Annotated in this window: 15 protein-coding genes and 5 pseudogenes; 13 read left to right on the top strand and 7 right to left on the bottom strand. The window is 59.4% G+C overall.

Annotated features, from left to right (window positions below; genetic code table 11):
* Positions 1 to 562: 562 nt before the first annotated feature.
* The 3 genes and pseudogenes from SBC1_RS35455 to SBC1_RS35445 form a co-directional block, all read right to left on the bottom strand.
* Positions 563 to 1,270: pseudogene (locus SBC1_RS35455) on the bottom strand (IS630 family transposase); the annotation flags it as partial.
* Between the two features lie 42 nt (positions 1,271 to 1,312).
* Complete coding sequence (locus SBC1_RS35450; protein WP_165105772.1) at positions 1,313 to 1,708, bottom strand: hypothetical protein; 396 nt, start codon at positions 1,706 to 1,708, stop codon at positions 1,313 to 1,315.
* Positions 1,709 to 2,023: 315 nt separating this feature from the next.
* Entirely contained in the window at positions 2,024 to 3,016 is a 993-nt protein-coding gene (locus SBC1_RS35445; protein ID WP_165105774.1) for a YihY/virulence factor BrkB family protein, read from the bottom strand.
* 521 nt (positions 3,017 to 3,537) lie between these two features.
* On the opposite strand from SBC1_RS35445, the pseudogene SBC1_RS35440 reads away from it, so the two are divergent.
* The 3 genes and pseudogenes from SBC1_RS35440 to SBC1_RS35430 form a co-directional block, all read left to right on the top strand.
* A pseudogene (locus tag SBC1_RS35440) lies at positions 3,538 to 4,308 on the top strand (peroxidase family protein); the annotation flags it as partial.
* Positions 4,309 to 4,456: 148 nt separating this feature from the next.
* Entirely contained in the window at positions 4,457 to 6,193 is a 1,737-nt protein-coding gene (locus SBC1_RS35435) for an IS1634 family transposase (RefSeq protein WP_165105778.1), read from the top strand.
* Positions 6,194 to 6,268: 75 nt separating this feature from the next.
* Positions 6,269 to 7,828, top strand: a pseudogene (locus SBC1_RS35430) (peroxidase family protein); the annotation flags it as partial.
* A gap of 546 nt (positions 7,829 to 8,374) precedes the next feature.
* Here SBC1_RS35430 and SBC1_RS35425 read toward each other — a convergent pair.
* Positions 8,375 to 8,650, bottom strand: coding sequence for a tyrosine-type recombinase/integrase (locus tag SBC1_RS35425; RefSeq protein WP_370469738.1), 276 nt, complete (start codon positions 8,648 to 8,650; stop codon positions 8,375 to 8,377).
* Positions 8,651 to 9,218: 568 nt separating this feature from the next.
* On the opposite strand from SBC1_RS35425, the gene SBC1_RS35420 reads away from it, so the two are divergent.
* The 6 genes and pseudogenes from SBC1_RS35420 (at position 9,219) to SBC1_RS35395 (ending at position 14,409) form a co-directional block, all read left to right on the top strand.
* Positions 9,219 to 9,398, top strand: a complete 180-nt coding sequence (locus tag SBC1_RS35420) for a hypothetical protein (RefSeq protein WP_165105782.1) — start codon at positions 9,219 to 9,221, stop codon at positions 9,396 to 9,398.
* 45 nt (positions 9,399 to 9,443) lie between these two features.
* Complete coding sequence (locus SBC1_RS35415) at positions 9,444 to 10,772, top strand: IS110 family transposase (RefSeq protein WP_165105786.1); 1,329 nt, start codon at positions 9,444 to 9,446, stop codon at positions 10,770 to 10,772.
* Positions 10,773 to 11,065: 293 nt separating this feature from the next.
* Positions 11,066 to 12,391 (top strand): IS110 family transposase, encoded by a 1,326-nt coding sequence (locus SBC1_RS35410; protein WP_165092324.1) that lies wholly within the window; start codon positions 11,066 to 11,068, stop codon positions 12,389 to 12,391.
* Positions 12,392 to 12,431: 40 nt separating this feature from the next.
* Positions 12,432 to 12,668: pseudogene (locus tag SBC1_RS40240) on the top strand (transposase); the annotation flags it as partial.
* Positions 12,669 to 13,375: 707 nt separating this feature from the next.
* The gene (locus SBC1_RS35400) at positions 13,376 to 13,549 is read left to right on the top strand and encodes a DUF3309 family protein (RefSeq protein ID WP_165105790.1); all 174 of its coding nucleotides are present in this window, start codon (positions 13,376 to 13,378) and stop codon (positions 13,547 to 13,549) included.
* Positions 13,550 to 13,767: 218 nt separating this feature from the next.
* Positions 13,768 to 14,409 (top strand): chemotaxis protein CheB, encoded by a 642-nt coding sequence (locus tag SBC1_RS35395; protein ID WP_241202504.1) that lies wholly within the window; start codon positions 13,768 to 13,770, stop codon positions 14,407 to 14,409.
* Between the two features lie 33 nt (positions 14,410 to 14,442).
* On the opposite strand, the gene SBC1_RS35390 is transcribed toward SBC1_RS35395, so the two are convergent.
* Positions 14,443 to 15,312, bottom strand: a complete 870-nt coding sequence (locus SBC1_RS35390; RefSeq protein ID WP_165105793.1) for an ADP-polyphosphate phosphotransferase — start codon at positions 15,310 to 15,312, stop codon at positions 14,443 to 14,445.
* Positions 15,313 to 15,406: 94 nt separating this feature from the next.
* Positions 15,407 to 16,338, bottom strand: a pseudogene (locus SBC1_RS35385) (IS630 family transposase); the annotation flags it as partial.
* 764 nt (positions 16,339 to 17,102) lie between these two features.
* On the opposite strand from SBC1_RS35385, the gene SBC1_RS35380 reads away from it, so the two are divergent.
* Positions 17,103 to 17,333 (top strand): hypothetical protein, encoded by a 231-nt coding sequence (locus SBC1_RS35380; RefSeq protein WP_165105800.1) that lies wholly within the window; start codon positions 17,103 to 17,105, stop codon positions 17,331 to 17,333.
* Between the two features lie 104 nt (positions 17,334 to 17,437).
* Positions 17,438 to 17,617, top strand: a complete 180-nt coding sequence (locus SBC1_RS35375) for a CsbD family protein (protein ID WP_165105803.1) — start codon at positions 17,438 to 17,440, stop codon at positions 17,615 to 17,617.
* A gap of 529 nt (positions 17,618 to 18,146) precedes the next feature.
* Here SBC1_RS35375 and SBC1_RS35370 read toward each other — a convergent pair.
* Positions 18,147 to 19,004, bottom strand: coding sequence for a tyrosine-type recombinase/integrase (locus SBC1_RS35370; RefSeq protein WP_165105813.1), 858 nt, complete (start codon positions 19,002 to 19,004; stop codon positions 18,147 to 18,149).
* Between the two features lie 606 nt (positions 19,005 to 19,610).
* Between SBC1_RS35370 and SBC1_RS35365 the strand changes: the two genes are divergently transcribed.
* Both SBC1_RS35365 and SBC1_RS35360 read left to right on the top strand, forming a co-directional pair.
* Positions 19,611 to 20,039, top strand: a complete 429-nt coding sequence (locus tag SBC1_RS35365; protein WP_165105816.1) for a response regulator — start codon at positions 19,611 to 19,613, stop codon at positions 20,037 to 20,039.
* 376 nt (positions 20,040 to 20,415) lie between these two features.
* A protein-coding gene (locus SBC1_RS35360) for an IS630 family transposase (protein WP_371826770.1) occupies positions 20,416 to 21,545 on the top strand; the annotation gives its coding sequence in 2 pieces (ribosomal slippage) (positions 20,416 to 20,854 and positions 20,854 to 21,545; 1,131 coding nt in all).
* Positions 21,546 to 21,562 lie beyond the last annotated feature (17 nt).

Genomic DNA, 21,562 nt, shown 5'->3' with positions numbered 1-21,562 from the left:
GTAGGCCGTATTGCCCGATATTCAACTGTTGCTTTTTTTGCCCCATTACTTAGGCCGCAGCCTTAAGCTGTCGTGGTGGACATCGCCGATGTGGCCGACACAGGCATGGAGCGGCCGCTGCGACACCAACTGCGTCCCGACGCGAGGGTGTCGTCTCGAAATGGTTTTGTCGCAGAAGCCAGTCTGCTATGTGGGCGTCCCAGGACGAACGATGTATCGATGATGACGACGCCAAACGCCGCTGTGAGCGGAAGTGCTCAAACTTAGTTTCACCGGGACGACAGAGGACGACCTCGGATACTTCGAGACCGCGCTGTCCTTGAGGAATGGTTTCCTTGGCATTCGTGGATTGCAATAGCGTTGGTGTCTGGATACAGGGCTTGAGGAACTCGTTCCACTGAGTTCGATCACTCTTTTGCTCGACGATTTTCTGTTGCAGCGTTCGCGCTTTGGCGCTTTGGCGCTTTCGTAGCCTGGGAGCATTCGCGTTTCGCAACTGTCGCAAGACATCAGGTGCTTCGTAAGAGTTGTCGCCTCGCAACGTTTTCTACGCATCACTTCGTTAGTGTCCTGAGTTGGAGATTCGCAAACAAAATCGTTCGATACTGGCCATGCTGTCGTCAGCAGATTTTGTCCAGATGAAGGGCTGCGGCTCAGTGTTGTAGATGTCGAGATAGCGACGAATCGGGTCTTCCAACTGGCGTGTTGAACGATGGGTCCCGCGCCGAATTTGTTTTTCAGTCAGCGTGGCAAACCAGCGCTCTACCTGATTAAGCCAAGAAGCGGATGTTGGAGTGAAATGGATATCAAGAACGCGGATGACGAGCTAACCAGGCGCGCACGGTCGGTGTGTTGTGAGTCCCGTCCCACAGGGACTTCCTTCGGTCGTAGTTGTCCATCACCAGATGCACGTCCAATTGAAGGGAGGGTTCGCTTCGATCGTACGCAGGAACATGAGGAACTCAGTGCTGCGATGGCGCCGGTGCGATTGGCCGATGACTTCTCCGGTGGCGATATCCGTGGCCGCGAACAGCGTCGTCGTGCCATTGCGTTCGTAATCTTGCGTATGGCGCACGGCTATGCCGGGGGGCAACGGCAGAATCGGTTGAGTTCGGTCCAGTGCCTGAATCTGGCTCTTCTCGTCCACACACAACACCATGGCCTTAGTCGGCGGATCGAGATACAAACCAACAATGTCACGCGTTCCGGCAACGAACAGACCGCTCTCGCGCGACATCGTGCGCGTGCTGCAATGCGTCGCTTTGGTCGGTTGCTTGCCGTCAAGCTCAACGATTTTATGCAGTGCAGCATACTATTGCTGCTGAACTGAAGCTGTTCGCGAATTACCCGGAACGCCTGGAGTACCACCTAGCAAGTCGTTGGGCGCGCTGGGGAGGTCCATAGGCGAGTCACACCGGGCCGCCCTTAACGCGGGGCTCGCCAGGTCGCGCATCGCGTCGTAGGCTTCACAAAGTGCGTCGTTGAGCGCGCCGCGTCGCTGGGACGCCTCGGCTTCCTTAACGTGCGCGACAAAAACGTTAAACGCAGCGGGGTCCGGATTGAAGCAGATGCCGTTTTTGTTGTACGAGTAAAGCCATTGAGAATATTCCGCTACCTTCCCGGCGAACGGGGCGGTAGCAGCTCCGTCAAGAAGTTCAAAGACCTTTTGAAGCCGGGCGAGGGCGTGTTCGAACGACCGGAGGCTCATGCTGCGCTCCTTGGGCTAGTGCAACAACATCCCGCGAGACAGCCCTCGGGGCCGCCAATACGGACCATCTAAAAAGTCTACGCGGTAGCCCAGCCGGCGGCAATGGGTGCAAAGCCCGAAGGCACGTGCCAGCGTGTCGGTCAGCGCGACGTCAATGGGTCGCCGACGGCGATCACCACCATGAGCGAGGGAGGAATGGGATGCGATTGTCGAAGTTCATCCGGACCAACCTCGATGTTATCGTCGGCGAGTGGGAGAGCTGCGCAAGCACCATGCGACCGGCGGCCGGCGCCGTGGACATGAAAAAATGGCCCCTCAATCCAACTCCTGAAATTTCTGAGGGGGAGGCAGCTGCTTCACGACCTGACTCTCATCAGGCTGCGCTGCCGCGGTCGACTCTTGCGAACGCTTCAACGCCGCTGCGACTTCAGCACCGAGAAGAAATACGGCTGCGGAGAAGTAGAGCCAGATCATCAAGACCGCTAGTGACCCGGCTGCCCTGAACAGATTCACCGTGCCGGCGTGCACTAAATACAGTCCGAACAGGCTGTGCCCAAGCGTGAACAGCACTGCTGACACCGCTGCGCCCGCCCCAGCGTGCCAGAATTGTACGGGCACATTAGGCAGCCATCGAAGCAACGCAGTGAACACTGCGCATAGCACCATCAGCCTGAACACGGTTTGCACGACCGCTGCGACGACGAGCAGCTTGGAGTGGCCAAACATCATTTGGCCGACGGAATTGACTGCTGCATTGAGCACCAGCAAGACCACCAGGAGGAAGCAAATTCCCCACACCAGTTCAAACGACACCAAACGCGCGCGGACAAGCAGAGCAAGCCCTGCCGCGCCCTTTTTTGGCTCTGCGGCGAATACGACATCCAGCGCAGCGCTCAGTGACGAGAACGTGGCCGACGCGCCCACCACCAACAGCACTGCTGACATGACGCCAGCTAACCCGCCCCCGCTTGCAAGGTGCGCGTGCTCAACTATTGCCTGCATTGCCCCCGCTGCCTCATTGCCCATAATGTCGTGTATCTGGGCGAATAGTCGGCCGCGCGCCACGTCTTTTCCAAAGACCCAGCCGGCTACTGCGAGCACAATAAGCAGCGTCGGCGCAACGGAGAGTGCTGAATAGAATCCGATGCTCGCTGACATCATCGTGCAGCGATCGGACCCGAATCGCCCGATTGCGTCCCTTGCCACCGAGATGGTGCTACTCGCGACGCGCCTGGCGCAGCGACCTGCCGTCCCTGTTTGAGCCACGTACTTCTCCACTGGTAGATCTAACCCGAACGCAATCAACATGCCTTCGGCGTCTCAGCCGAAACGGCTGCGGGAAAGCAAGCACGGAATAGGCATCAGAGATTGCGAGGTTGATCATACAAAAGCGACCCAGAACGGCCCCGCGATTTACATACCGCTGATATTTGGCCACGTTGCCGACCACTCGGCGGTCATCGTTGACACCGATGAAGGTATAAAGAAAAGTTACGCAGTAGTCTTGTTCCGCTGTACGTTCGACTTGGCGGAATTGTCGAGAACCTCAGGCGAACGCTGCCGGCCCGGGCGATGCCCAGCCGTAATAGCGACTTGCCGGGACGCTTACGCCGCTGTCGCCAAGTCGCTAGAGGATTTGCAGCGGAAGATTTCCGAGTTCGTAGCGCAGCTCGACATGGCCCTTGTCTTCCTTTGTTTGCATCGATTTGCAGCTCCGGCAGGCCGCCGAAACGCCCACAGGCGAACTGGGTATTATGTTTCGCCGAGGTTGAGGCGGTTTGGCCGTCTGATCTGCCGGCCGGAGATTGAATTCGCCCAAGGAGATTTCGATGAACCAGAAGACTTTAGATAAGACTTTTACCGAAACGCACGAGATGACTGGCCAGTGTCCGTTCGGCGGTGACAGAGTTGGTGGTGCGTTCGGCACTCCTCCAACGCTCGAGAACTGGTATCCCGGTCGCCTGCGGGTCGAACTCCTCCATCAGAACGGCCTGTCGGCAGATCCGCTTGGCCCAGAATTCGACTATGCCGCCGAATTCATGAAACTCGACTTCGAAGCGCTCAAACGCGATATCAAGCAGTTTTTGACGACATCGGTCGCCTGGTGGCCCTCTGACTACCATAACTATGGCCCGCAGATGATCCGTATGGCGTGGCACGCAGCGGGCACCTATCGCATCGCCGATGGGCGAGGGGGCGCCGGGACGGCCATGCAGCGCTTCGCCCCTATTAGTAGCTGGTGGGATAACGGCAATACCGATAAGTCGCGGCGCCTTCTGCAGCCGATCAAGCACAAGTATGGAAATGGTCTTTCCTGGGGCGACCTCATGATCCTGACGGGCAATTGCGCGCTCGAAATCATGGGTTTTCCGACCTACGGCTTCGGTGGGGGGCGGCTCGACGCCTGGGAGGCGGACAACGCAAGTTATTGGGGCCCGGAAATCTGGGACCCGAACCATGTCGACGGCTTCGACAGCATGGTCACCCGAGACAAGCGTTGGCGCGGTAAGAACGGCGATGCCGATTACGACCTCGAAAATCCGCTTGCGGCCTCGCACCAGGCGCTCATCTACGTCAATCCGGAAGGCCCGTACGCTAGTCCCGAGTTCCGCCCATTTTGTAGCCCCGTTAATGGCGGCAAGTGCCTGTCGGGGCTCATAAATTTGCCCAATGAGAGGTCTATTTTTAATAGAATTTGTAGTCACTAAAATATTTGACTTTCGGTGATTTTTGTCTATATTTGGCTGTATGGCAGCACGCTCAGGAACCGCTCACGTCGTCACCACGATCCGCAAGTACAAGGATCGGGTCTACCGCACGCACCTGCTACGACGTAGCTACCGCGAGGGCGGCACCGTCAAGAACGAGACGCTGGGCAACCTCTCGCACCTGCCCGAGCCGCTGATCGAGATCATCCGTCGCTCGCTGCAGGGCGAGACCTTCGTGCCTCTGGCACAGGCCTTTGAGATCACGCGCTCGCGCCCTCACGGCCATGTGCAGGCCGTCGCCACGGCGATGCAGCGCCTGGGGCTCGCCTCGTTGATCGCCGCCAAGCCCTGTCGCGAGCGCGAACAGGTGTTGGCGATGATTGCCGCGCGCATCGTCGCGCCCCACACGAAACTCGCCACCACCCGCTGGTGGCACACCACGACGCTGGCCGATGACTTCGGCGTGGCCGATGCCAATGAGGACGACCTGTACGCCGCCATGGACTGGCTGCTCGAGCGCCAGGACACGATCCAGAAGAAGCTAGCCTCGCGCCATCTGTCCGATGGTGGCTTGGTGCTCTACGACTTGTCGTCGAGCTACTTTGAGGGCACCACTTGCGAGCTGGCCAAGCTCGGCTACAACCGCGACGGCAAGAAGGGCCTGCTGCAGGTCAACTACGGCTTGCTCACCGATGCACGTGGCTGCCCGGTGGCGGTGTCGGTGCACGAGGGCAACACGGCCGACAGCCGCACCTTCATGCCCGCGGTGCACAAGTTGCGCGAGGACTTCGGCATTGAGCGCATGGTCATGGTTGGCGATCGGGGTATGGTCTCGCAGAAGGCCATCGACGAGATGCGCGAGGCCGACGGCATCGGCTGGATCACGGCGCTCAAGAGCGTATCGATCCGTGCGCTGCTCGAGCAGGGGCATCTTCAGATGGACTTGTTCGATGAGCGCAATCTGCTCGAGCTGAGCTCGCCGGACTACCCCGGTGAGCGCCTGGTGGCCTGCCGCAATGAAGCGCTGGCCCGGCTGCGCGCGCACAAGCGCGAGGAGCTGTTGGCGGCCACCGAGCGTCACCTCGAGAAGATCAAGGCCCGCGTGGACGCGGGTAAGCTCAGTGGGCAGGACGCGATCGGTGTGCGGGTGGGCAAGATCATCAACCAGTACAAGGTGGCCAAGCACTTCGATCTGAGCATCGCCGACGCAGCCCTGTCCTGGGCGCGCAAGCAGGACAGCGTCGCCCGCGAGGCCGCGCTCGATGGCCTGTACATCGTTCGCACCTCAGTGGCCGCCACGCAGATGGATGCGCCCGAGTGCGTGCGCAACTACAAGTCACTGGCCAATGTCGAGCGGGCCTTCCGCTCGCTCAAGACCATCGACCTGAAGGTGCGCCCGATCCACCACCGCAAGGCCGACCGGGTGCGCGCGCACATCTTCCTGTGCATGCTCGCCTACTACGTCGAGTGGCACCTGCGTGAGGCCTGGCGCGAGTTGATGTTCGCCGATACCGAGCAGCAGGCCAAGGCCACGCGCGACCCCGTGGCGCCAGCCCAGCGATCCGCGTCGGCACAGGCCAAGGCCGCTACCCATTGCCTCAGAGATGGCACGCCAGCACACAGCTTCGCCACCTTGATGGCCGAGCTCGCCACCCTCGTGCGCAACACCTGCCGCACACCAAACGCCGGCCCCGACGCGCCCACTTTTGAGCTCACCACCACTCCCGAGCCCACACACGAGCGGGCTCTCGCGCTCGTCCAGGCGATCCACCCGTAGACAGAAAACCGAACCCCGATTTCAAGCCAAGCGCTTGAATCACAATACAAACTTGTCTATCTCGCCGTGGAATCTCAGGCTAGTGGCGATCCGTTGGCATCGGCACGCGATATCAGGATCACCTTCACTCGTATGGCGATGAATGACGAAGAAACCGTGGCCCTGATCGCCGGCGGCCACGCTTTCGGCAAGAGCCATGGGATGGTGCCGGCGAAAGAGATAGGCCCGCCGCCGGAAATCGCGCCCATGGAAGCCATGTGCCTCGGTTGGCACAACCCCAAGGGCCCAGGTTTCGCGCAGTACACGATGACCAACGGGATCGAGGGCAGCTGGACGCCGAATCCGATACAGTGGGACAACAGCTATCTCGAAAACCTGTTCAAGTTCGAGTGGGAGCAGACTAAGAGCCCGGCTGGCGCGCTGCAATGGACGCCGACCGACCCGAATTCGCCCAAGACGCCCGACGCACACGTCGAGGGTCAGATGAACAGTCTCATGATGATGACCAGCGACATCGCGCTCAAGGTCGACCCAGAGTATCGGAAGTGCTGCGAGAAATTTCTAGCGGACTTCGATGCATTCACCCAGGCCTTTTCCAAGGCTTGGTACAAACTCACCCACCGCGACATGGGACCCAAGCATCGATACCTGGGCCCGGAAGTGACGATTGAGGACGGCCTGCTATGGCAGGACCCGCTTCCCGAGCGTGACTATGGGCTGGTCGGCGAGGCAGAAGTCGCCGCGCTGAAAGAAGCAATCATGGCGACTGGCCTTTCGGTTTCCGATCTGGCCTTCACCGCCTTTTCCGCGGCTGCGACTTATCGCGACAGCGACAAGCGTGGCGGGGCGAATGGTGGCCGCCTTGCGCTTGCACCTCAGAAGGATTGGGCGGTCAATCGCCGCGCCGCGCCCGTGATCGAAAAGTTGCGCGATGTCATGGCCGACTTCAACGCCAAACAGGCCGCCGGCAAGAAAATCTCGATGGCCGATCTCATCGTGCTGGGTGGCTGCGCTGCCGTCGAGAGGGCGGCAAGAGATGCCGGCGTCGAAGCCAGCGTTCCGTTTACGCCAGGTCGTGTGGATACGACGCAGAAACTCACTGATGTTGAAATGTTCGAATGGTTGAAGCCGATTGTTGATGGTTTCCGTAATTACGTGGATGGCAACTTCAAGCAGGTTTCGCAAGGCGTCGCGCCTGAGGAATTCTTCCTCGACAAGGCAAACCTGATGAAGCTGACCGCTCCGGAGTGGACTGTTTTAACCGGCGGCTTGCGCGTGCTGAACGTCAACCATGATGGATCGGACATCGGCGTCTTGACCGACAAAGTCGGCGTTCTGACCAACGACTTTTTCGTCAATCTGACCGACACCGACCTGATTTGGGAAAAGTGTGACGAAGAGGGAATGAGCTTCGCCCTCAAGGATCGCGGAACCGGCAAAACGAAGTTCACGGCGACACGCAACGACTTGGTCTTCGGGTCGAATTCGCAATTGCGTTCCATCGCGGATGTCCATGCCGGCAGCGACGGCCATCAGCGCTTCATCAGAGACTTCATCAAGGCGTGGGACAAGGTGATGATGCTCGATCGCTACGACGTCAAGGGCCATAGGCGCTACGCGCCTATGGCTGCCTGAACGAACTTGCGTCGAACTGATGTAGTGGGACCGCGTGGTCAGGCGGCGTTCAGGTAGATTTGAGCGGTGATTCCTGCGTAGCCAGGCGCTGGCACAGCGGTGTGGCGGCGACCGAAAGCCTCAGCCGAACTGTTTAAACGCAGTGGCAGGTTGGCAACGAGTTGGGCTGCGGCACGATCTTGCCTGCGTACACCCCCGCTCGACACGCCTGTGTGCGTTGGCCACTTTATCGAGTCCGATGGGCTCGGACCTGCGTGGCCGGATAGAACCGCCGCGCGCAAATTCTGTCGGCTCGGCCAGGTCGGCGTTGAACGACTCCCGCGACCAAACGTCCTGCTCGACGCTAACCACTCGAAAAGTCGAGATTGTTGCACGGAGTCGCGTAGCGACGTTTTTCAATGGGTCGGGCATTCGAAGGTCCGTTTCCGAGAATAGCGACTGGCAGCTGTGGTCGACTTGAGGCGTTCCGTGCGCTCAACAGCGGCCCGCTTGTTGCCTACCAGTCGCGGACCTGATTATGCCGACCGTGAGTCGACAGCCATCATCTTACCAATTGAGTCTCAGTCCGGCTTCTGTCGCACGATGCCGATCATCGTCGTCCGCATGCAGGTACTGGCTGGTCGTCGAGATCGATTCATGCCCCAGGTTGTCCCGCACATGTCGCAAGTCGACTTGCCCGTCCATCATGTGCGAGCCCGCCGTATGGCGTAGCCAGTGAGCGGACGCCTGGCGCAACCGTTCTGTTGCGCGCTCGTGCGCTTCACCCGTCGACTGCAGATGGTCGATCGCGTTGTCGAAGACCTGCTTGATGATCTGACGCACACCACCGCGGGTCAGCGTCCTCGTAGACCGCAATAAAGTCGTCACAACTTCGTCAGTAAATTTGTCTGCATGAATCTATGGTCGCCCCCATTTTTGCAACACTGATTTCGACTTTGCAGTTGGCTTGCTCGAATCTATTCGGCGTCGTTGTGAGGATATTTCCTCGCGCCACGATGAGAGTCGCGCCTGACAACCCCAATCTTGGTGTCCCGTGATTTCTACGCAAATACGACGGTAGCGCAATCTAAATATTCGATGGCTGAATGTGACAAGGCAAGGATGAGCTTTGCCATCCACTACATGCCGCATATTGCGCGGCTGACGGCGACACGTGTCGCATCCAGTTCTCGATATAGGTAGCCTGTCCTGCGTTCCGTGATACTGGTCACAGCTGGCAGGTAGCTGCCGGCGAAGGCGGGACATGCACCCGCGGACTACGAATAAGTTCTCTTAATGTACTGACATTTCTAGGGTCAGCTTCGAGTCAACGGGTGCGCCTGCGTTCAAACGAATACTCAGCTTCCCAAACCCGTGCCGGGTACGGTGTTCCTGAAGAAACGATTTCACGATGGCGATGAGCTATAACGTGGGTAGCAGCGCCGCGATGACCGACAACCCACTGGTGCGAGCTTACGACGTTGGCAAGCGTCGTGAAGCGAGCCCGGGACTCAGCATGGTCCGGGAGTCGTCGGTGACAGTGGCGAGCGGCGCGAGCCGCATCCCGTTTGAGAGATCGAGTCCAATCTGACGCTTCCCATGACGCTGCCATCCATCAACCATAGCGAGACAAACCATGGCGATGCGTAAGCGGGAAGACAGTCCCGAAGTGTTTCCGAACGCAGCGGGCATCGATATAGGTGGTTCGAGCCACTGGGTAGCGGTACCCAGGACCGCGGACGATAAGCCGGTGCGGGAATTCGGCACGATGACCGACGATCTGAACGCGATGGCCGACTGGCTGCTGGCGTGCGGTGTCGATACGGTGGCACTTGAATCGACCGGAGCCTACTGGATACCGGTATACGAGGTGCTGGAGCGGCGCGGGCTGGCGGTGTGGCTGGTCGACGCGCGGCAGATGAAGTACGTGCCTGGCCGCAAAAGCGATGTGCTCGACTGCCAGTGGCTGCAGAAGCTGATGAGCCTGGGGCTGTTGCGGGCGGCCTGGCGTCCCGGCGACAAGGTCTGCGTGGTGCGTGCGGTGGCGCGCCAGCGCGAGGTGCTGCTTACCGAGCAGGGCAGCTGGGTACAGCGCATGCAGAAGACGCTGGTGCAGATGAATATCCAGCTCACCGAGGTGCTGAGCGACATCATGGGAGCGACGGGACAGGCGATCATCCGCGCGATCGTCGCGGGCGAACGCGATCCGAAGGTTCTGGCCCGCTACCGTCACGGCCGGATCAGGCGCAGTGCCGACGATATCGCCCGCGCATTGACAGGCAACTGGCGCGAGGAGCACCTGTTTGTGCTGAAGCAGGCGCTATCGATGTACGACGACCTCGCCCGTCATCTTGGCGAATGCGATGCCCGCCTGCAGACGCTCGTGGACGAGAGTGGCCGCCGCCACGTTGACCTGGGTACCGGGCCGAAGGCCGGCACCAGGCTGCGAGGCAACTTCGACCAGCGGCAGAGACTCGCCAACTGGGCGGGTGTCGATCTCACGCGCATCAACGGCCTGGGTGTGTCCACCGTCCTGACACTGCTGTCCGAGATCGGCCCGGACCTGAGCCGCTTTGCCAGCGTGAAGCATTTCTGTTCCTGGCTGGGGCTGACGCCCGGCACGAAGATCAGCGGCGGCAAGGTATTGTCCTCAGGCACGAAACGCTCGGCCAACCGGGCGCGGCAGGCGCTCAAGATGGCGGCCATGACCCTTTCCCATAGCGACTCTGCGCTGGGCGCTTTTTACCGCCGGCTGTGTGCCCGGATGGACAAGCCACGCGCCAACACCGCAGTGGCGCACAAGCTCGCGCGCATGGTGTATTTCATGCTGACACGCGGCGAGGCCTTCGTCGACCAGGGACAGCAGCGTTACGAGGAGCAGCAACACCAACGAAGTATCGCTGCCCTCAAACGTCGCGCCGCCAAGCTGGGGTTCCGCATTGAATCTGTTCCGGCCACACCGTAAGAGCTACCGCCGAATAGTTTTGTTTCTCAAGAGCATTTCAAGCCCGTGCCGGGCTCGGCGTTGGCGGAGAAACGGAGATGAGGTATACCGGTGAACGGCAGCGCTGCGATGACCGGCAGACCAATGGTGCGCGCTCGCGGCATGCACGCCGTGGAGTGAGCCCGCTTAAGAGCATGGTCCGGGATTCGTCGGCGACAGTGGTGAGCGGCGCAAGCCGCATCCCGTTCAAGAGATCGAGTCAATTTCGACGATTCCCATGGCGCTGCCGTTCACTCACGATTCTGGAGCAGGCGATGGCGATGCGCAAGCGAGAAGAAGACGAGGTGTTCCCGAACGCAGCGGGGATCGATGTGGGCGGCTCGAGCCACTGGGTAGCGGTGCCCCGACAGGCAGATGACGAGCCGGTGCGTGAATTCGGGGCGATGACCGATGACCTGAACGCGATGGCCGACTGGCTGCTCTCGTGCGGGGTCGACACCGTGGCACTAGAGTCGACCGGGGTCTACTGGATCCCGGTCTACGAGGTGCTAGAGCGGCGCGGACTGGTGGTGTGGCTGGTCGACGCGCGGCAGATGAAGTACGTACCGGGACGCAAGAGTGACGTGCAGGACTGCCAATGGCTGCAGAAGCTCATGAGCCTGGGGTTGCTGCGCGCGGCCTGGCGCCCGGGCGATGAGGTCTGCGTGGTGCGCGCGGTGGTCCGTCAGCGCGAGGTGCTGCTCACCGAACAGGCCGACTGGGTGCAGCGCATGCAGAAGGCGCTGGTGCAGATGAACCTGCAACTGACCGAGGTGCTCACCGACGTGATGGGCATGACCGGGCAGGCGATCGTGCGGGCGATTGTGGCCGGCGAGCGTGACCCCAAAGTGCTGGCCCGGCATCGCAACGGCCGCGTCAAGGCCAGCGAGCGCGACATCGAGCGGGCGCTGACAGGCAACTGGCGCGAGGAGCACCTGTTCGTGCTCGGGCAGGCCCTGGCGATGGTCGACAGCCTGGCCCAGCGGGTGCTCGAGTGCGACGCGAAGATCGAGGCGTTACTGGCGCCACTGGGCTGCCACGAGGTCGAACTCAGCGGGCCGGGCAAGCGGCGCGGCAAGAACACCCCGCAGTTTGATGCACGCACGGCCCTGGCGCGCTGGGCGGGCGTGGACCTGACGCGCATCAACGGCCTGGCGGTCACCACGGTAATGACGATACTCTCGGAGATCGGCCCGGACCTGAGTCGCTTTGCCAACGTCAAGCACTTCTGTTCGTGGCTGGGACTGTGTCCTGGCACCAAGGTCAGCGGCGGCAAGGTGCTTAGTGCGCGCACCCGGCGTTCCACCAACCGGGTGCGCCAGGCGCTCAAGCTGGCCGCGATGAGCCTGTCGCGCAACGACTCGGCGCTGGGCGCGTTTTATCGGCGGTTGTGCTCACGTATGGACAAGCCGCGTGCGAATACCGCCGTCGCCCATAAGCTCGCCCGCATGGTGTACTTCATGCTCACGCGGGGCGAAGCCTTCGTCGACCAGGGCCAGCAGCATTACGAAGAACAGCAGCGTCAACGCAGCATCGATGCCCTCAGGCGCCGCGCGACTGCTCTCGGCTTCCAGATTACCCCAGCCGCGCAAACCCCTTGAAACATGGGGTTATCCTAATTGTTTCTCAAGAGGGTTTGCCGTTGCACCGGCTTGCCAACGCTTGGTCGCGCTCGACGAACACGGCGTGACCTTCCGTTGGAAGGACTACCGCGTGGATGGACGCACACGCAACAAGACGATGACGCTCGAAGCAGAAGAGTTCGTGCGTCGGTTCCTGCTGCAAGTGCTACCTGGCGGCTTCCACCGTATCCGCCATTACGGTCTGCTCGCGAACCCATCGCGGCGCGAGAATTTCGCGAAGAAACGCAAGTTGCTGGACGTAGTGCCTGCCGGTGTCGAACTCGGTGCCAACGTCGTATCCACCGTCGCAGTGCCGCCAACCTTCGTTTGCCGGCACTGCGGTTCGCCAATGATCATCATCGACATACTCCAACGCAGCAGACCTATCCGGGCACCACCCGCTGCCACCATCTTGGATGTGTTGGTATCCCGTTGCCAGCGATGCCGGGTCGACCTTCATCAGGGTGACGGTTTGGGGAGGCCTGAGAAAAGGACGGGCCGCTCACCGCCGCAACTGCCAGAAGTGAAAACGAACGCGTCATGGTCGTTCCTCTCATTTGATTACTAGGAATACAAAACAGGCACGCTCCGCGTGCTGACCAGCGCACTCAGGTCTATCGGTGGCTTGGCGATCGTGGCAGGTTTGGAATCTACTCAAGTGTGTGTCGTCGGCATTAATCGGGCCTCTATCGGAGCCTCGGAAACATGGTGGTTGTTCAGAAGGCCCAGCAACGAATCTCATGGTCGTCTTAGCGAATGAGCGATGCTTCACAGGCCTCGGAGGGGTCGGTCAGTTGGATTGGCGTGGAAGTTCAACACGCCAATCGCTGGACTCTTGTCAGGCGTAGGTATTTTCCGACCCTACCGTAACCGCGTCCCGCCCGATATTCTGCCTATGTCGGACTCGATGATGTACGCCTCCGGTTCCGCTGGTGCGATGAAGATCTCTTGAGAAGGTGAGTGATGGGTACAATTCTGATCATAGTAATTATCGTACTTCTGCTCGGCGGCGGCGGCGGGTATTATGCCCACGGTCGCTACGGTGGGGCTGGGCTGGGTGGCGTCCTTGGTTTGGTGGTGCTCGTTCTCGTGTTGCTCTGGATTTTCGGTGGCTTCGGCGGCGCGGGCAGGATTTAGACTGATCAGTAGGCCCAACAGGGCACAAATTCCCTCCCATGACAGGTGGGAAGTGCCGAGCGTGTTCTACCCAGCGTCCTGGAGGGCGGGAAATAGCCGGTCCTAATGGACTTTCGCTGGCTTACCGTCCGCCTCAATTAAGCGATACAGAAGCCTGCGGATGGCGTTGCCGTTCCCCAAAGGTGGATCCTCACTGAGGTCATGGCGGACAAGCTACTATGAACAAACCGACCATGCCCCGCTTCAAAGCAAAAAACCCTGGCATTGCCAATAAGGGATTTCCTGTTGTTTGCGTAGGGGGGTCGGCGGGCGGGCTCGACGCCTATATCCGGCTATTGCAGTGCCTGCCGGCCGATATGGGCGTTGCGATCGTCATTGTTAATCACCTGAGGCGCGTAGCTACCCTGCTCCATGAGATTCTCCCGCGCTACACCGAAATGCCGGTGGAGCTGATCACGGAAGGATTGGTCCTCCAGCCAAATCACGTATTCATCATCCCGGCGCAGCGCGATCTGCACGTCCTCAATGGCGAGTTTCGTCTCAAACCGATTTCGAAGCCGAGGGGATGGCCGGACGTCATCACCGTTTTTCTGCATTCGTTGACGCAGCATTGGCACGGTAAGCTTATAGCCGTGATCGTCTCTGGTTATGACGGCGACGGGGCAGCGGCGCTGCGCGGCATAAAGGAAGCGGGCGGCATTACTATCGCGCAGAAGCTTGAGACAGCTGCGGCGCCAGATATGCCCGAAAGCGCAATAGCGACCGGGTGCATCGATTTTGTTCTTTCACCCGAAGATATCGCACAGGAAATCGTCCGAATTGCGCACCAAGATACCTTGCGTACGCAAAGCGACACCTAACCCGCGCATCGACGAGCGAGCCACCCAGGCGCTTTACTTCTCCAGCCCCTTGCGGATCGTCAGTAATTCCTGCCTGCGTGCTTCGCTGGTTTCCGGATACGACATCTTGAGCTCGTCGAGGGCATCAAGGACAATTTGGGACACGATCAATCGCGCATTCTCTTTGTCGTCGGCGGGCACAACATACCATGGAGCATCGCTAGTGCTCGTCGCGCTCAGGCATTCTTCGTAGGCCTTCATATAGTGCTTCCAGAATCTGCGTTCTTCGACATCGGCGGCACTGAATTTCCAGTTCTTTTCCGGCTGGTCGATCCGGGCAAGGAAGCGCTTTCGCTGCTCCTCCTTCGAGAGATGCAGGAAGAATTTGACGATGCGGGTTCCATTGGCGTGGAGATGCCTTTCCAGATCCGAGATCGACCGATAGCGATCGTGCCAAAGCGCCTTGTCGTTGGGCGGCGCATCGGGAAGCCCTTCACTGAGGAGAATGTCCCGATGCACGCGGACGATCAGCACCTCCTCGTAATAGGATCGGTTGAAGATGCCGATCCGTCCCCGCTCAGGAAGATCCCGGGTCGTGCGCCATAGGAAGTCGTGCTGCAACTCCGTAGGGCTCGGGTGCTTGAAGCTGAACACCTGGCAGCCTTGCGGATTGACGCCGGACATCACGTGTCTGATCGCGCCGTCCTTGCCTGCCGCATCCATGGCCTGAAACACCAACAAGATGGAATAGCGGTTGGACGCGTAGAGAAGCTGCTGCTGAGAGCTGAGGCGCGCGACATGGTCCGCCAGTAGCTCCTCATATTGCTCTTTCGATTTGTAGACGGGATTGACCATCGTCGGCCATTTCCGGAGGTCTACATCATCGCCTTCCCGCACGCAGAAGTCTTTCGAACTGATTTTCATGGTCGTTCCTTTCGCCGGCGTGGCGTGGCCTTAAGTGATCTTGAGGCGTTGAATAGCGTAATGTTTGGTGGGTAAGGCGGGCATGGGCTCCCGATTACGATGCGCCGGTTTGCAACGGATAACCCCGGAAACTCCATTTGAAGGGGCGCGCCGCCTGATTCCGCGCGCGGATATCGCGGATAAATTGCTCGGTGCGCTCGCGCAGATGCGCGGTGCTGGTGTGGCTGGCATGGCGCGGCACACGGCGGGCGTAGAGAGCGAACCAAAGTTCGATCTGATTTGACCCAACTCGCGTGCCAAGGGGTGAAACAGAAGTGAAACCGCTTACCGTGCCTCGCGTTGAATGCCTGTCACACGGCCTGGGCGCGGTGCGTATTCAGATTATCCCAGATTACGTGCACCTGTTTGCCAAGGTCCGCGCGCGCACGCTCTTCATGAAGGCCACCAGATGGTCCTGCGTGCGCCGCTCGCGGCAGCTCCCAAGCACCTATCCGGTATGAACATCGAGCGCGGCAATCAGCACCAGGGTGCCATGACGGATATATTCAAACTCACGACGACGCAGCCGTCCCGGCCCGGGCGCGGGTCCCGGATCCTTGCGCTCGATGGCCTGAATGCTGGTTTTCTCGTCGATACTGAGCAATACCGCGTTTCTGGGGCGCGGCGGTACAGTTCGCAAATCACGTTGACCTTCTCGCGAAAGGCTGCATCGGGACTATGTAGCCATTGTCGGATCCGGTGCGGGCGAATGTCGCCGGCCTGCGAAATACGCTGCACATGGCTGCGGCTGATCTGCCCGACAATGCCGCGCTCCACGGGGCGCACCACAATATCGTCGAGCGTCGGCGGGACCTGTCCCTCAGCTTCCTGCGCTTCACACGCTAGCGCGATCAACTGCAGTCGCGTCTCCTGCGTGATCCGCGGTGGACGACCACTGCGATCCCCCTCCCGTATCCCTTGCGCACCTTGCCGCGCAATGCGCTTGCGCCACAGGCTCACCGTTTGCACGGACACGCCCATCGGGGAGCGCTGAGGAATACTGGTGACGCGCGCTGGACCAACATCTGCGTGAGTGGGCCGACGTGATGTGGCAGCAAGAGGGAAGCCCGGAAGGCCGTGCAGGCAAATGCCGGAACCGGCTCTAGGAGTTCGAGGCTCAGTGATTCGCTTATAACGGGGTACGGAGGTCAAAACTCTGCTGCCCTATTAGATAAGCTAACGACCTGAAACAGGCGTCGCGCTCGGCGCATACCGGTATCGTGAAGGCGTCGCAGCACCGAAGGTGGAAACCCGTTGACGAAACGCCGGCATTTCGACGCTCTGATCGCGTAATAAAATGCAGCCTTGCGAAGGTGACTTCGCCAAGCGTGCAATGTCCTAGCGATCGTTCTCGTTGATGAGAGACTTCTCATGACTTTTTTCAGACGGTTTCGGAACACATGAACGCGGTGGAACAGCCGCTGTACGCCGTGACGGTGACTGCCGCTGCGCGCGTCAGTACACAGGTGTTATTGATGCTGTACTGGCATGGTTTCCGTCTCGCAACGCCCCTGCGAATTCTCAGTGTGGAAATTCCGGCGCATGCAGTGCCCGGGGGACGGTAATCCAGAGCAACGAGCGGCTTTCGAAACCATCGATCAGGCGTTGCTCGATGTCGCCTGACCGGTGCATGCGTGGAAGGTGTAGCGAGACGGGCATGCGACGCGATTGGCGCGTCGGCGCACACGGCGTTGCCCTGCCGTTAGGCTTGTAGCGATTGCGTTGACGATCGCACCGCGCTAGCGCATCTGGTGGACGAAGCGCTGGACCGTGAAAAACTGACGCGGCTTGTCGCCGCCGAGGGCTATCTGTGCTGGACATTCCGACCGATCAAGAGAGAGCTTTGGCGCGAGACAGTTGGCGAGGACGACGCGCTTGGGGCTGGCGGCGTGCATACGCTATCCGATGACAGCGCGCCCAATGAAGGACGCGCACTCGGTTTCGCAACAACTTTTCTCGTGGATCTCATATCTGGGCAATGAGGTGGACTACTGCGCCGGCTCAACCGCGCCGTGATGACTAGTTAGGCCCGCTTCTTGCGTGATCCTTAGGCGGTCGAATTAACGGCTGCTTATGGAGATTCACCATGAACAAAGATCAAGTTGACGGAACGAGCGAGAAGGTCAAGGGAAAGGTCAATGAAGTCGTTGGCAAAGTCACAGGCGATACGGCCCAAGAGGTAAAAGGTGACATTCAACAAGGCGCCGGCGAAGCTCAAAAGAGCTACGGCGACGCAAAAGAAACCGTCAAGAAGAACGCGCCATAGACGGCGATGCTGAGCGCGCTCAGTCGCTAATAAATGAGGTGGTGCCCGCTCCTGCGGCGGGCATTTCTGACTTCGGGACCGGCCAGCGGTCGTGGATGCGTTTATTCGGCGAGCATCGCGAGTTTGACAAGTCGGTTACTCGCCGTTCATCGCGGACAACATACAAAAATGAAACAGCTCGATGCGATGGATGAATCTTTGGAGAGAGCCCGAGACAATGAAAATTAAACGGCGGGACTGGTCGATTCGCGCTGAGGCATTCGTTGCAGAGCCGCGATTTCGTCGGCGGTGGTAATCCAACGCAAGACCCGCGAAAATCTCGTGCGCGTCGATTGGGAAGTCCGCTCTCGGAATGTTGTCGCTTTTAATTTCAGTGAATTTACATAAATATAATGGTCAATTTTTTTGGGGTCTGTATGTCGGAAATACCGTGCCGGCCCATGAACGGGCTCGCGGATCAACGAGGTTGCAACCTCAACGGCAAAGTTCCAGTTCTGCTTAGGAAGACCTTGGATCGATCGTCACCTTGCTACCAGTTGAGTCTCAGGCCGGCTTCTGTCGCACGATGCCGATCATCATCGTCGGCATGCAGGTATTGACTGGTCGTCGAGATCGATTCATGCCCGAGGTTGTCCCGCACGTATCGCAGGTCAACTTGCCCCTCCATCATGTGTGAGCCCGCTGTGTGCCGCAGCCAGTGAGCGGACGCCTGGCGCAACCGTTCTGTTGCGCGCTCGCGTGCTTCGCCGGTCGACTGCAGATGTTCGATCGCGTTGTCGAACACCTTTTTAATGATCAGATGCACACCACCGCGGGTCAACGTCCGGTGGGTGCCACCGATCGGCAACAGCAGCGGTGTTGCTTCGCCGCTATAGGGCAGGGCCCCGAAACCGTACTGTCGGCGATAGCGCGCCAGCTCCGGAATCAGTTCGGTGGTCGACGGCAGCAAGCGCTCTTTGTCGCCCTTGCCGATGAGCGCCAGCCACCATCGGTCCTGGCGATCGTGATCGCGCCGTCTAAAAAAACCGCCCATCGGATTGCTCACGACTTCCGAAATGCGTAGCCCCATCAGATACAACAGCGAGATCAGCCAGCGCACCCGCGCGTAGTGTTCCTGCTCGCGCGCGGTGGCACGGGGCATCGCGTCGATCGAGGTTTTGACGGCCTGCCAGAGGTCGTCCTCGAGGAATCGCGTCACGCGCGGCTTGGCCTTGTGCGCCCGCTGACGCGACAGGGACAGCGGATTGCCGACTAGGTAGCCCGCGTTGACCAGCCCCGCGAACAGGGTATTCAGAATGACAAACGCCTGCCGCTGGCTGGCGGGCGAGAGCGGTCCTGCGAACGGCCGCCAGTGCGGCTCCGCCCGGGCCGCTTTACGACCGCTCATGACCCAGTGGCGGCGGACAAGCCACGACTATCGTACAGCCACACACCCGAGAAACCGCGCACGGGCAATTCGCGCAGATCGGTCCATGGCCGACCCCGTTTCGAAGCCCACACCTCGCCTTATGCTCGGTCGGAAGATCGCAGTTCGATCAACAAGCGCTTTGCGCGGTCCTGCTGCGAGGAAAAGAGGTCAGTTTTGTTGATCACGGTGTTGATCCGATCTTCCTAGTAATCGAGGTCCATCCCTTGAATACGGGCAATTCGGCCGCCACAGCGTGCTGTTTGACGGACCATGAGTGCCAAATGATCCAGCATGTCGTCGGCGCTTCGAGCCGACAACATAGGAGCACGACCGTTTGCCATGTTCGATTTCCATACGCTTTTCATTTGGGCCGATTTCTTTTGCGAGACTTTGTAGCACGCACTCGCCGTGCCCGATCCTGTCTACGGTCCCAAAAAGCCGACGCTCGTTGTCGATTAAGGCGGGTATACCGCTTGCGTGCAAAAGTTTTGAAACTCGAATAAGCGAAGAATCTAGCGACGATTTTGGGTTAAGAGCTTTGCAGGCACGGCTGGTGCTGGACTACTGCAATTCGGGGAGTTACTGATGCTTTCAAGTGCTGGCAAACTTCACCACCTTTGGACTAACCGGCGAGTGCAGGTCAACGGCGAACAAATGCGTGTTTTGGTAGTAGACGACAATCACAACGCCGCTGAAGCGTTGGCGACTTATTTATCATTTGAGAATCTGCAATGCCGCATGGCTTTCGGCGGTGTCGAGGCGATTGCGGTTGGAATTGCGTGGGCGCCTCACGCAATTATTATGGACATTTCGATGCCCGGATGCAGTGGTTTTGAGGCTGCGCTTACGCTGCGCCAGGATGGACGTACCTGCGGAATAGCCATAGTCGCATTCACTGCGTTGGACGAATCAGAGGTGCGCAGCCATATAATAGATAGTGAGTTTGACGGGTATTGCCAAAAAGGCCAAACCCCGGCCAATTTAGTTGCGCTTGTCATGAGTATGGCGTGCTGAATGCCTGGTTAGGCGGCAGGGTGAGCCGCACCGGCTTCCGAGGTTTTCCCGGAGGCCCAAGCTCGTATGAAGTACGCGCGATCGCGCGGTACGGTTGGTGTGAAAAAATTAGGGCGAGTATGACTCGCCGTGGGCGGCGATCAGATCGATCGCTGCGAAGATCGACTTCATGGCAGAGACTTTGCATAGCTGGGCGCACAAGGCCGAACGGGATCAGGGCATGCGGGCGAGGACGACTGCGCGGGAGCGGAGCGCAAGATTCGACGCTAGTCGACCCTGTATAGGTCAGTCTAGTGTCGCGACATGCGTGAACTGTCGGCGATTGCAGGGGGCTCAAGTCATTGTAAACTTGGGCGACTTAGTCGAAAATCGGGGGATGGAAAAATACATCGTTACGCTGAGCGTTGAAGAAAGAGAGCAACTCGAAGCGATTGTGAGCAAAGGTTCGCACCAATCGCGCAAGATAATCAACGGGCTCATTCTGTTGAATTGCGACGTATCTTCGGGGCGCGCGCGTCGCTCGACACAAGAGGTTTCTGGGGTGTTGCACGTGAGCGAGCGCAAGATCGACCGGGTGAAGAAGCGTTTCGTTGAGGAAGGCTACGACGCTGCGCTTGTGCGGCCACCGAGCCAAAGGATCTACGACAGCAAGATCGATGGCGAGCTTGAGGCCCGGTTGATTGCGCTAAGTTGTAGCGAGCCTCCCGAAGGCCAGGCGAACTGGTCGTTGAGGTTGCTGGCCCAGCGTGCAGTAGAACTGGAGTACGTGGATAGCCTCTCGCACGAAACGGTGCGGCGCGCGCTTAAAAAAACGAACTGAAGCCTTGGCGCAAGATAGGCTGGATCATCCCGCCGCAAGCGAACGCGGAGTTCGTAGCCGCCATGGAAAACGTGCTCGATATCTACCACCGCTCCTACGATGCAGCGCGCCCCGTGGTATGTATGGACGAAACGCCCCGGCAATTAATTCGCCAGACTCGCGAACCGATCAAAGCAGCACCGGGACGTCTCGCGCGAGAGGACTACGAGTACGAGCGTTGTGGCGTGTGCAATGTCTTCATGGCATCGGAACCCCTGGCCGGGCGGCGTCTTACCAAAGTCACCGAATCTCGGACCAAAGTGCAATGGGCCCACTTCGTGCAGGACATTGCCCAGGCCTATCCGGATGCACAACGAATCACGCTCGTGATGGACAACCTGAACACCCACGCGGCCGCCGCCCTTTACGAAACCTTCCCGGCGCCGCAGGCCAAAGCGCTGTGGGACCGGTTCGAGTTTATCTACACGCCCAAACACGGCAGCTGGCTGAACATGGCCGAGATCGAACTCAATGTGATGATCAAGCAGTGCCTGGACCGGCGCATCGACAATATCGACACGGTGCGCCGCGAGGTAAGCGCGTGGCAAGTTCGGCGAGATCAGCTTAAGGCACGGATTAACTGGCAATTCACCACTGGCGATGCCCGCATCAAACTGTCCAGGCTATATCCGACGTTTGAGGCGTGACGAGACACTAGTTTGTC

Origin of the sequence: Caballeronia sp. SBC1 (assembly GCF_011493005.1) — a bacterium.
In the GTDB taxonomy this organism is placed as follows: Bacteria; Pseudomonadota; Gammaproteobacteria; order Burkholderiales; family Burkholderiaceae; genus Caballeronia.
The sequence above is the reverse complement of the archived record's forward strand: the minus strand, read 5'-3'. Positions and strand labels throughout refer to the sequence as shown.

Coding starts and splice junctions, on each gene's coding strand:
- SBC1_RS35450 (WP_165105772.1), bottom strand. CDS start 1,708: ATGAGCCTCCGGTCGTTCGAACACGCCCTCGCCCGGCTTCAAAAGGTC.
- SBC1_RS35445 (WP_165105774.1), bottom strand. CDS start 3,016: ATGTTGATTGCGTTCGGGTTAGATCTACCAGTGGAGAAGTACGTGGCT.
- SBC1_RS35435 (WP_165105778.1), top strand. CDS start 4,457: ATGGCAGCACGCTCAGGAACCGCTCACGTCGTCACCACGATCCGCAAG.
- SBC1_RS35420 (WP_165105782.1), top strand. CDS start 9,219: ATGGCGATGAGCTATAACGTGGGTAGCAGCGCCGCGATGACCGACAAC.
- SBC1_RS35415 (WP_165105786.1), top strand. CDS start 9,444: ATGGCGATGCGTAAGCGGGAAGACAGTCCCGAAGTGTTTCCGAACGCA.
- SBC1_RS35410 (WP_165092324.1), top strand. CDS start 11,066: ATGGCGATGCGCAAGCGAGAAGAAGACGAGGTGTTCCCGAACGCAGCG.
- SBC1_RS35400 (WP_165105790.1), top strand. CDS start 13,376: ATGGGTACAATTCTGATCATAGTAATTATCGTACTTCTGCTCGGCGGC.
- SBC1_RS35395 (WP_241202504.1), top strand. CDS start 13,768: ATGAACAAACCGACCATGCCCCGCTTCAAAGCAAAAAACCCTGGCATT.
- SBC1_RS35390 (WP_165105793.1), bottom strand. CDS start 15,312: ATGAAAATCAGTTCGAAAGACTTCTGCGTGCGGGAAGGCGATGATGTA.
- SBC1_RS35375 (WP_165105803.1), top strand. CDS start 17,438: ATGAACAAAGATCAAGTTGACGGAACGAGCGAGAAGGTCAAGGGAAAG.
- SBC1_RS35370 (WP_165105813.1), bottom strand. CDS start 19,004: ATGAGCGGTCGTAAAGCGGCCCGGGCGGAGCCGCACTGGCGGCCGTTC.
- SBC1_RS35365 (WP_165105816.1), top strand. CDS start 19,611: ATGCTTTCAAGTGCTGGCAAACTTCACCACCTTTGGACTAACCGGCGA.